We start from the raw sequence: 11,169 nt of genomic DNA, 5'->3' as shown, positions 1-11,169 counted from the left end.
AAAATAATAAGTAAATTGCACTAGTAATTTGAGTCTACGATCACAAAAATATGAGTGGTTGCTGAGGTGAATTGTAGAATAATAGGTATCTTTGAGGGAACGAAAAATAATAGGTATTCATTACCACACATCTAACTATAAAATTAGTATTAATATTATGTACGGATCTATCAAAGCACACCTTCAGAAAGAGCTAAAAGAGACAAGAGAAGCTGGTCTCTACAAGGAGGAGCGCATCATTACAAGTGAGCAGTTTGCAGAAATTACTGTGGATCAAAATGGGGAGCATAAGAAAGTGCTCAACTTTTGTGCCAATAACTACCTAGGGCTCTCCAACAACAAGCGACTTCTTAAGGCCGCTAAGGAGACAATGGACAGACGTGGATTTGGACTATCATCAGTTCGCTTTATCTGCGGTACTATGGATATTCACAAAGAGCTTGAGGCTGCGATCAGTCGCTACTTCCACACTGAGGATACCATCCTTTATGCTGCTTGCTTTGATGCCAATGGTGGTGTATTTGAGCCACTTCTCACGGATGAGGATGCCATAATTAGTGATAGTCTTAATCACGCCTCTATTATTGATGGTGTAAGGCTATGTAAAGCAAAGCGCTACCGCTATGCCAATGGCGATATGAAGGAGCTGGAGGAGCGTCTGAAAGAGGCTCAAGCACAGCGTTTCCGTATCATCGTGACTGATGGTGTCTTCTCCATGGACGGTAATGTGGCTCCTATGGATAAGATCTGTGCTTTGGCTGAGAAGTACGATGCCCTTGTGATGGTGGACGAGTGCCACTCCGCTGGTGTGGTTGGTAAGACCGGTAGAGGTGTTTCGGAGAAGTTCGACCTTTACGGACACATTGATATCATCACTGGTACCCTTGGTAAGGCGTTTGGTGGTGCGGTAGGTGGATTTACTACTGGTCGTAAGGAGATTATTGAGCTCCTTCGCCAGAGAAGCCGTCCATATCTATTTAGTAACTCTCTACCTCCTGCAGTTGTGGGTGCTGGTATCGAGCTCTTCAAGATGCTAGAGGAGAGTGATGACCTCCACACTAAGCTAATGGGCAATGTGGAGCACTTCCGCACCAAGATGCTGGAGCTGGGCTTTGATATCAAGCCTACTCAGAGTGCCATCTGTGCTGTGATGCTTTACGATGCCCCACTGAGCCAGAAGTTTGCTGCTCGTATGCTAGAGGAGGGTATCTATGTGACTGGTTTCTACTATCCAGTGGTACCAAAGGGCGAGGCACGTATCCGTGTACAGCTCTCTGCTGCCCACGAGCCTGAGCATATTGATAGAGCGGTGGCTGCCTTTGAGAAGGTGGGTCGCGAACTTGGCGTTATTAAGTAAGCAGAATTTGAAAGGATAGACCATAATATTGGCCTATAATGTGATCATTAGGAGAAGTGGTGGGTGTGCAGTGGATGCATGCCTGCCACTTCTTTTTATATATGAAACGGAACTATTTGATACGTGAAACGAAACTGTTTGATACGTGAAACTGAACGGTTGGGTATAAGGATTAAAAAGGAATGATGCGGACTATTCGAATGACTAGGCTTGCCCTACTACTCCTTGCTCTTTCTATGTGGGGAGGAGAAGTGGGTGCCCAGCAGCTCCACAAGATTGCGGGCTTTGAATATGGGAATATGAAAAGCCCTACAGGGCGTGAGTGGGAGTCGCCTACTCAGCTGAGCTATAATAAGGAGCAGCCGAGGGCTTACTTTTTTAGCTTTAAGAGCCACGAGGGGGCTCGTGCCTACCTCCCTTCAGAGGAGAGTGCCTACTACAAGAGCCTTGATGGGATCTGGAAGTTTCACTGGGTGGGCAACCCTTCGGAGCGGCCCATGGAGTTTTACAAAACGACCTTTGATACTTCTACATGGGATGATATCGAGGTGCCGAGTGCGTGGAATGTGGAGGGGATCCAAAAGGATGGCTCCCTGAAGTATGGTACCCCGATCTATGTCAATCAGCCTTTTATCTTTCATCATACCGTAAAGGTAGGCGATTGGAAGGGTGGGGTGATGCGGGAGCCGGACCCTACTTGGACCACCTATAAGCATCGTAACGAGGTGGGCTCGTACGTGAGAAGCTTCACGCTACCCGAAGATTGGCAGGGGGAGCGGGTGATGCTCAATTTTGATGGGGTAAATAGTTTCTTTTACCTATGGATTAATGGGCAGTATGTAGGCTTTAGCAAAAACTCACGCAATCGTGCTGCCTTTGATATTACTCCCTATCTAGTGAAGGGGGAGAATAAGGTGGCGGTGGAGGTATATCGTAGCAGTGATGGATCGTTTCTCGAGGCACAAGATATGTTCCGCCTGCCTGGCATTTTCCGTTCGGTTTACCTCACAGCTCAGCCCGAGGCACATATTAGGGATTTGATCGCCATCCCTTCATTGAGCCATGATTACAAGGAGGGAGCACTGAAATTGACGGCGGAGCTTCGCAATCAGAGCAAGAGGAGCTTGAAGGGGTATCAACTCCGCTACACACTCTATCGGAATGATCTTTATTCACAGAGCAATCACCTTACCGGTGCCTCGCTTGCTATTGATGTGCCAAATGTTAAGGCCAATGAATACAAGGTGGTGACGGGGAAGTTGGAACTCAAGGAGCCAGCCCTTTGGAGTGCTGAGGCGCCTCATCTCTATACGCTTATTGTGGAGCTTTTGGATCGGCGTGGAAGGGTGACGCAGACCGCCTCTATCGTCACTGGATTTAGAGAGGTGGTGATCAAGGAGACACCCGCCGAGGAGGACGAATTTGGTCTTGCCGGAAGGTATTTCTATGTGAATGGTAAGACGGTGAAGCTGAAGGGAGTGAACCGACATGAGACGGACCCCGAGACGGGTCAGACGATTTCTAAGGAGCGGATGCTACAGGAGATCGCTTTGATGCAGAGGGGCAATATCAATCATGTGCGGCTTTCGCACTATCCCAATACGCCTATTTGGTATTACCTCTGCGATCTCTATGGGCTTTACCTAGAGAATGAAGCCAATGTGGAGAGCCATGGCTACTACTATGGAGATGCGTCGCTCTCGCACGTGCCTGAGTTTAGAGATGCGCATGTGGCAAGGGTGATGGAGATGGCGGCTGCTACGGTCAATTCGCCTTCCATCGTAATCTGGTCGCTGGGTAATGAGGGTGGTCCTGGCGATAACTTCAAGGCGGCTTACGAGGCTCTACACCAATTTGATCCTAGCCGACCCGTGCAATACGAGCGGAATAATAGCATCGTGGATATGGGCTCTAATCAATACCCCTCTATCGCATGGACGAGGGAGGCGGTAAAAGGTACCTACGATATCAAATACCCTTTCCATATCAGTGAGTATGCCCACAGTATGGGTAATGCTGGGGGTAACTTGGCCGACTATTGGGAGGCGATGGAGAGTACCAACTTCTTCTGCGGAGCAGCCATTTGGGATTGGGTGGATCAATCTATCTACACCTACGATACCCTTACTGGTGAGCGGTATATGGCGTATGGTGGGGACTTCGGAGACACGCCAAATGATGGTATGTTTTGTATGAATGGGGTGATCCTGCCCGACCTCACCCCGAAGCCTGAGTATCAGGAGGTGAAGAAGGTGTACCAGAATGTGGCTGTCGAGGAGGTGGACTTGGGGAAGGGGCTGATCTCTATCTTTAATAAGCGGTACTTCACGACGCTAGATGATTTGGAGCTGGTGGTGAAGTTGATGCGTGAGGGTGAGGCTGTAGCCGAAAAGGTGGTGCCGATGCCTACCATCCAGCCGCGGAGCAAGGCGACTATTGAATTGCCTTTAAACCGTCCACAAGTGATGGAGCAGCCGGAGGAGTTTTTCCTTAATTTCGAGCTTCGTCTGAAGCAGGATCGTCCGTGGGCAAAAGCGGGTTTTGTACAGATGGAGGAGCAACTCCTTCTGAAGGAGCGAGACCACTATCTACAGCTATCAGACCTATCTGCTGGGGCATCGCCTCTACAGCTCAAGGGAAGTACCCTCAAGGGGGATAAGTTTGAGCTCTCTTTTGATGACGCTACGGGGTCGATAGAGCAATACACTTATGATGGTGTGGCACTGATTACTGCTGGCAATGGACCTCGCCTTTCGGCCTTTAGAGCACCGGTGGATAATGATAACTGGGCTAGGGATGGCTGGATTGAAAATGGTCTGCACAACTTATCGCATAAGGCGATGAGTAAGGAGGTTCATCGCAATCAGGATGGCTCTATATCTATCCTCTATGTGGTGGAGAGTCAGGCGCCGAATCGTTATCAGCTGAAGGGCGGATATACTGGACATTTTGAGATTGATACAGTCGAGGGGGAGCAGGACTTTAAGTTTGTCACCACTCAGGTATGGACGGTCTATCCCGATGGTTCTATAGCACTCACCGCCAATATCACTTCTAATAAGAAGGGGGTGAATCTTGCTCGATTGGGCTATGAATTGGCTATGGCACCACAGTTTGACCAGCTCACTTATTATGGTCGTGGTCCGCTTAATAATTATAACGACCGAGATGCGGGTGCTCACGTAGGGCTATACAAGAGCCGTGTGGCGGAGCAGTTTATTCCTTTCCCTAAGCCTCAGAGTATGGGCAACCGTGAGGGGGTGAGATGGACGGAGGTGACCGATGCCAATGGCCATGGGCTCGCCTTTATCGCTGAGGGGACGATGTCGGCAAGTGTGCTCCCTTGGACACCGCTCGAGCTGATGTTGGCACCGCACCCTCATCAACTTCCTAAGAGCTCTGGCACTTATATCCATTTGGATCTAGGAGTTACCGGGCTAGGCGGTAATTCTTGTGGTCAAGGGGCACCATTGCCCGAGGATAGGATACTAGGCGACGGTAGTCGCTTCTCTCTGCTAATCCGTCCAGCCGGCACGGAGAAGCGCGTATCAATACCAGTGATTCATCCTTTTGGGGATGATATTTGGTAGTTACAAATAAATAGACTAGGTTTGTAAGTGGAAATAGTGAATTAGCTGGAGAGAGGACCAGCGAAGGGGTGCCACAACTACTTTGTGAGCTGAGATTATACCCGTAGAACCTGATGTAGATAATGCTACCGTAGGGAGAAAGAGGCCTGTTGGGGCTCTTGCAGTTAACGAGTAACAGCCATAGAGTTGTGTACCTCATTTCGAGGAGACAACTCTATGGCTGTTACTTTATTTTGTATGATGAATGTGAAGTATATACCAACGCTTACGATCGCGGGCTCCGATAGCTCGGGAGGGGCAGGCGTTCAGGCTGACCTCAAGACGATGTCGGCACTCGGGTGCTATGCTATGTCGGTAATTACCGCGGTGACTGCCCAGAATACGCAAGGGGTATTGGAGGTACAACCGGTATCGGCAGAGATGGTGGCTCTGCAGCTTCAAGCAGTTTTTGAGGATATTCCACCGCTTGCCATTAAGACGGGGATGCTATTTAATACCACTATTATTGAGACTGTTGCTACTGCCCTCAAGCAAGTAGATATCCCGCTAGTGGTGGATCCTGTAATGGTTGCTACTAGTGGTGATCGTCTCCTGAGTAAGGAGGCGGAGGAGGTGCTAAAGCAAAGGTTGCTCCCTTTGTCAACGCTCATCACTCCCAATCTGATGGAGGCTGAGGTGCTGTCTGGAGTGAAGATAGATTCTCAATCGGCTCTTTATGAGACGGGTCAATATCTCTTGGCATTGGGCACTAAAGCCGTCTTAATCAAGGGTGGGCATACTGCCGATACTGAAGCTACGGACTACCTATTTACCGATAAGGGGGTGACCACCTTTAGTAAGTCGAGAATTGACACGATGAATACGCATGGTACTGGTTGCACACTTTCTGCCGCTATTACTGCCTATATTGCTCGTGGGCTTTCGCTAGAAAAGGCCATTGAACAGGGCAAGGAGTATCTTTCCGAGGCCCTTAATTCTGGCAAGAGGGTCGCTATTGGCAAAGGCCATGGCCCAGTGGATCATTTTTTCCAACCTCAAAGTAGTATCAAGAGATGAAAGGTCTGCAATTTATTACGGCTGAAACGGAGCACTACTCTTACGTGGAGGGAGCGTATCTGGCACTCCAAGGAGGGTGTCGCTGGATTCAGTTGCGAATGAAGGAGGCTAGCCGTGAGGAGCTGCTTGCCGTAGGAAGGGTGGTAAGAGGTCTATGTACTAGGTATTCTGCTACTTTTATTATCGATGACCATGTAGATCTTGTGAAGGAGTTAGGGGCAGATGGTGTGCACCTTGGCCTCAAAGATATGCCTATCGTAGAGGCACGTAGGATACTAGGTCCGAAGGCGATTATTGGGGGTACCGCTAATACTTTTGAGGACGTTTTACTCCATTATAAGAGTGGTGCCAATTATATCGGCTGTGGACCCTATCGCTTTACCACAACGAAGAAAAACCTTGCCCCCACACTAGGACTAGAGGGATATCAAAAGCTTTTTGAGAAGATGAGAGAGGCTGATATTCATCTACCCGTCGTTGCAATCGGTGGCATAGAAAAGGAGGATATCCCTGCCCTAATGCGGGCGGGTGCTTCTGGTATTGCCATCAGTGGCACCATATTAAAAGCCGATAACCCTGAAGAGATGACAGAGGAATTAATCAATATAATACAAGCTCAATGAAACAGAATCTAAAGATTACCTATCCCAACTCCAGTAAAATATATGTCCCTGGTGAGCTATTCCCAGAGATACAAGTGGGGATGAGAGAGGTAACGCAGTTGCCCACAGTGGAGAAGGATGGTACGAAGCGTGAAAATCCAGCGGTCGTGCTCTATGATACCAGTGGGGCGTACAGTGATCCCGAAATAGCTATTGATCTAGAGAAGGGTCTGCCACGGCTTCGAGAGCTGTGGAGTATGAAGCGAGATAAGACGCAGCTCTATTATGCCAAGAATAATATCATCACTCCCGAGATGGAGTATGTGGCGATTCGGGAGAATATGAAGTGCCAAGAGGTGGGCGTTGAGAGCCATATCACGCCCGAATTTGTTCGCTCTGAGGTAGCAAGTGGACGGGCGGTGATCCCCGCTAATCACAAGCACCCCGAGGCGGAGCCAATGATTATTGGTACCAACTTTCTCGTTAAGATCAATGCCAATATCGGTAACTCTCCTATGGCTTCAGATATGGAGAAGGAGGTGGAGAAGGCAATATGGGCTTGTAAGTGGGGTGCCGATACCATTATGGATCTATCTACCGGTAAGAATATCACAGAGACACGTGAATGGATCCTAAGGAATAGCCCAGTTCCTGTCGGCACGGTACCTATGTACCAGGCTTTTGAGAAGGTGAATGGAAAGGCGGAAGACCTCTCTTGGGAGGTGTTCAAGGAGACTTTGATAGAGCAGTGTGAGCAAGGGGTTGATTACTTCACCATCCATTGCGGTATCAGACTTAAGAATATCAATCTTGCGGATACTCGACTTACAGGCATCGTTAGTCGTGGTGGTAGTATTATCTCTAAGTGGTGCAAAGTGCATCAAGAGGAGAGCTTCCTTTACAGTCACTTTGATGATATTTGTGATATCTGCCGCCAATACGATGTGGCGCTTTCCCTCGGTGACGGGTTGCGACCTGGTTCTACCTACGATGCCAATGATGCAGCACAATTTGCAGAGTTGGATACCATGGGCGAACTGGTAGAGAGAGCTTGGGCAAAGGATGTGCAGGTGTTTATCGAAGGTCCTGGTCATGTGCCTATGCACAAGATTGAGGAGAATATGACTCGGCAGATTGAAAAGTGCCACGGAGCGCCATTCTATACACTCGGCCCATTAGTCACCGACATTGCACCTGCTTACGACCATATCACCAGTGCTATTGGAGCAGCGATGATAGGTTGGCATGGCACCGCAATGCTCTGCTACGTTACCCCGATGGAGCACCTCGGTCTGCCCGATAAGGATGATGTTCGCACAGGTGTGGTCACCTATAAGATTGCTGCCCATGCGGCCGACCTCGCCAAGAGGCATCCTGCAGCTCCCATACGTGATAATGCACTGAGCCTTGCTCGCTATGAGTTTAGATGGAAGGACCAATTCAACCTTTCGCTAGACCCTGAGCGTGCCGAGGAGTATTATAGAAAGAGCAATCCTACGGACAAGAACTTCTGCACTATGTGCGGCCCAAATTTCTGTGCTATGAGGATCAGCCAAACACTTGATGAAGCGTGTAACCAAAATAAATAACAAACAAAAATGGAGAAACTAGTATCTCAAGGGATTATCACCCGTTATTTCGAGAAGTTAAATGATTGTTTGGACCTTGATGTTGCCATTGTTGGCGGAGGTCCATCTGGCATTGTCGCTGCTTACTATCTGGCAAAGGCTGGGCTTAAGGTAGCACAATTTGACCGCAAGCTCTCCCCCGGTGGTGGTATGTGGGGTGGGGCAATGATGTTCAATGAAATTGTGATCCAAGAGGAAGCCCTTGAGATCATTAAGGAGATGGGCATCAATTATGAGCCATATCAAGATAAACTCTATACCATGGACTCTGTAGAGAGCACTGCGGCACTTCTGTACAATGCAGTACATGCCGGTGCACGCATATTCAATTGCTATAGTGTGGAGGATGTGGTGTATAAGGAGAATAGGGTCAGTGGCGTTGTGGTTAATTGGACCCCCGTACTTCGTGAAGGGATGCACGTTGACCCCCTCAATATTATGGCCAAGTATGTGATCGATGGCACTGGCCATGATAGCGAGATCTGTCGGGTAGTGGCTAAGAAGAACGGAGCTACTCTCAATACCAGCACTGGTGGTGTGGTAGGTGAGCAATCACTTGACGTGATAACTGGCGAGAAGATGGTAGTCGAAGGGACTAAGGAGATCTACCCAGGCCTCTATGTCTGTGGTATGGCCTCTTCTGCTGTTTATGGTACCCCACGTATGGGCCCTATCTTTGGCGGTATGCTGATGAGCGGTAAGAAGGTAGCCAATCTAATCATTGACCAATTGAAGTAATCACTCTTTTCTATGAGGTGTGCTAGCCATTTGAGAATGTTGCACGAAGTGCCATTCTCGCACATTTGATTCAAATGTGCTGAGACTTTGCACGAAGGATGAGATGCAAGGCGCTGAGGGTGAGGGTGCTGGGAGCGTACTCACGTACGTGACCGAGCCCGAATCCCGAAAGCAACGCAGCAGATCGCCTTCGTGCAACAGTCTCCATTTAGGTCTGGCACACCTCTTTTATTGACTATGAAAGTGATCCTCATTACCCCAGAAGAGTCCAATGAAAACGAGGTGGAAGTCATCTCAGAAGCCCTTGAAGTGGGACTTTATCGTTGTCATCTCAGGAGACCCCATTGGTCGATAGAGGAGACCAGAGCCTTTTTGGATTGTTTTTCTTCCGAAGCCTTATCTAAAATAGTATTGCATGATCACCATCAGCTCGCTAGTGAATATCCAGTGGCGGGGTTACACTTCAACCGACGACACCCATTCTCTAAACGACCAATCGGACTCTCTGCCTCCATCTCTTGCCACTCACTAGAGGAGGTGGAGCGGTACCACAAGCAGATGGACTATCTCTTTCTAAGCCCTATATTCAATAGTATTTCCAAGCCCAATTATCCTGCCCAATTCTCGCTTGAGTTACGTACATCCACCATAATTGATGATAAGGTGATAGCCCTTGGTGGTATCTCACTAGAGAGGTTGCCACTACTCCACGGCATCCCCTTCGGAGGTGTCGCCCTACTTGGTGACTTCTGGAATCGCCTCCCATCTGCCAATCCCATTGACCACCTCAAAACCTATCTTACCTTGGAGTATTAGTACAAAAAAATAGGACCTCGTTAGAGATCCTATTAAAAGAGTTCTTAGTCAATGGATGTATCCAATTGATGTATTCTTGTAGCCCATAGGGGAATCGAACCCCTCTTTCCAGAATGAAAATCTGATGTCCTAGCCGATAGACGAATGGGCCAAACCTAAAAATATTTTGCTACTTATAGTCAGCCCTCAATCCTTTACTCTACTGCGTTTAGACAGCTAGGGTATTAACATGCTGTGCAAGAGAGCTCTTGAGGTTCGCTGCTTTGTTCTTGTGAATTCTACCCTTTGATGCTAGACGATCAATAATCGAATTCAGCTCTGGCAACTTGCTCTGTGCCTCACTAGCATCGGTAAGTGCGCGGAAGTCACGAACAGCATTACGCATTGTCTTGCCGTAATAACGGTTTCTAACACGCCTAGTACTGCTTTGTCTTACTCTTTTAAGCGCAGACTTATGATTTGCCATATCTCTTAGTTACTTACTTCAAAATTATAAAACTTGTAGCCCATAGGAGAATCGAACTCCTCTTTCCAGAATGAGAATCTGGCGTCCTAGCCGATAGACGAATGGGCCAGCTAAAAGCAAAATCCGCTTTAGTCTCTACAAAGACACTTCGTTAACTTTGCGTTGGCAAAGATACCAATAATTTCTCAATCCACAAAACTATGGGCGAAATTACTGCCGAAATATCTTGTGTCGCTACTATTAACGGCGGATGCCTAGCTCCTTAATGATAGCACGATACCTCTCAATGTCCTTCTCCATTAGGTAGTCGAGTAAGCGACGACGCTTACCAACCAACATCTTGAGTGCACGGGAGGTGTTATGATCCTTTTTATTTGACTTCATGTGATCAGTCAAATGCGAGATACGGTATGAGAACAATGCTATCTGGCTCTCAGCGGATCCAGTATCAGTGTTGGACTTCCCGTACTTCTCGAAGATCTCTTGCTTCTTTTCCGAATTCAAGTACATAACTCTACTCAATATATAATAGTTAAACACTTGCAACGCTCTAGCACTCGGCTAGGCCTTCGCTAAGGCAGTTGCGACTGCAAAGGTACCAAAAAATATAAATACTGGGAAATATTTCTCCTGTTTTGTCTGTAGCGTGGATTCTAGCCATGGTATGCACTTCTGCCAAAGCCACATTAATCGTCTTCGTAGCTACTGTGTGATTTGGTTTCGTACTTCCGGCTCAGTGAATGGATGAAGTCATTCATAGGGACAAGGATGATATTGACTGCCAAGATGGCAAGGGTGCCTAATAGAGTTTCGTAAAAGAAGCCACCTGCAGCTAGCGCACCTATAGCGGAGCTACACCATACGGTAGCCGCCGTAGTGAGTCCACGTACACTCACCCCTTCCTTAAAAATGATAC

10 protein-coding genes and 2 tRNA genes are annotated in these 11,169 nt (G+C 48.0%); 7 read left to right on the top strand and 5 right to left on the bottom strand.

Features of this window, described 5'->3' with window-relative positions:
- The first annotated feature begins 157 nt into the window (after nt 1–157).
- The 7 genes from kbl to QVO39_RS07230 all read left to right on the top strand — a co-directional run bounded on the left by kbl (nt 158) and on the right by QVO39_RS07230 (nt 9,787).
- Nucleotides 158–1,357 carry a glycine C-acetyltransferase gene (gene kbl / locus QVO39_RS07260; protein WP_021903619.1) on the top strand — a complete coding sequence of 400 codons (1,200 nt, stop codon included), beginning with the start codon at nt 158–160 and terminating at the stop codon, nt 1,355–1,357.
- 200 nt (nt 1,358–1,557) lie between these two features.
- Nucleotides 1,558–4,947, top strand: a complete 3,390-nt coding sequence (locus QVO39_RS07255) for a glycoside hydrolase family 2 TIM barrel-domain containing protein (protein ID WP_502685071.1) — start codon at nt 1,558–1,560, stop codon at nt 4,945–4,947.
- Between the two features lie 237 nt (nt 4,948–5,184).
- Nucleotides 5,185–6,003, top strand: coding sequence for a bifunctional hydroxymethylpyrimidine kinase/phosphomethylpyrimidine kinase (gene thiD, locus QVO39_RS07250; protein WP_288171908.1), 819 nt, complete (start codon nt 5,185–5,187; stop codon nt 6,001–6,003).
- The gene (locus QVO39_RS07245) at nt 6,000–6,626 is read left to right on the top strand and encodes a thiamine phosphate synthase (protein ID WP_021903616.1); all 627 of its coding nucleotides are present in this window, start codon (nt 6,000–6,002) and stop codon (nt 6,624–6,626) included. Before thiD ends, QVO39_RS07245 begins: the two co-directional genes overlap by 4 nt.
- Complete coding sequence (thiC, locus tag QVO39_RS07240; protein ID WP_021903615.1) at nt 6,623–8,194, top strand: phosphomethylpyrimidine synthase ThiC; 1,572 nt, start codon at nt 6,623–6,625, stop codon at nt 8,192–8,194. Before QVO39_RS07245 ends, thiC begins: the two co-directional genes overlap by 4 nt.
- Nucleotides 8,195–8,203: 9 nt before the next feature.
- Nucleotides 8,204–8,971 (top strand): sulfide-dependent adenosine diphosphate thiazole synthase, encoded by a 768-nt coding sequence (locus QVO39_RS07235; protein WP_021903614.1) that lies wholly within the window; start codon nt 8,204–8,206, stop codon nt 8,969–8,971.
- Between the two features lie 237 nt (nt 8,972–9,208).
- Nucleotides 9,209–9,787, top strand: a complete 579-nt coding sequence (locus QVO39_RS07230) for a thiamine phosphate synthase (RefSeq protein ID WP_021903613.1) — start codon at nt 9,209–9,211, stop codon at nt 9,785–9,787.
- A gap of 79 nt (nt 9,788–9,866) precedes the next feature.
- Here the strand turns inward: QVO39_RS07230 and QVO39_RS07225 are convergent.
- From QVO39_RS07225 to QVO39_RS07205, 5 genes are all read right to left on the bottom strand, one after another.
- Nucleotides 9,867–9,938 (bottom strand) — tRNA-Glu (locus tag QVO39_RS07225).
- A 57-nt stretch (nt 9,939–9,995) separates the two neighbouring features.
- Nucleotides 9,996–10,253 carry a 30S ribosomal protein S20 gene (rpsT, locus tag QVO39_RS07220; RefSeq protein WP_021903612.1) on the bottom strand — a complete coding sequence of 86 codons (258 nt, stop codon included), beginning with the start codon at nt 10,251–10,253 and terminating at the stop codon, nt 9,996–9,998.
- A gap of 36 nt (nt 10,254–10,289) precedes the next feature.
- A tRNA-Glu gene (locus tag QVO39_RS07215) sits at nt 10,290–10,361 on the bottom strand.
- Nucleotides 10,362–10,493: 132 nt separating this feature from the next.
- Nucleotides 10,494–10,763 (bottom strand): 30S ribosomal protein S15, encoded by a 270-nt coding sequence (rpsO, locus tag QVO39_RS07210; RefSeq protein ID WP_021903611.1) that lies wholly within the window; start codon nt 10,761–10,763, stop codon nt 10,494–10,496.
- A gap of 176 nt (nt 10,764–10,939) precedes the next feature.
- A partial coding sequence (locus QVO39_RS07205) for an MgtC/SapB family protein (RefSeq protein WP_288171907.1) occupies nt 10,940–11,169 on the bottom strand: 230 nt, incomplete at its 5' end.

It is taken from the genome of Porphyromonas sp. CAG:1061, assembly GCF_000435035.1.
Taxonomy (GTDB): domain Bacteria; phylum Bacteroidota; class Bacteroidia; order Bacteroidales; family Porphyromonadaceae; genus Porphyromonas_A; species Porphyromonas_A somerae.
This window is presented reverse-complemented; position numbering and strand designations above follow the sequence as displayed.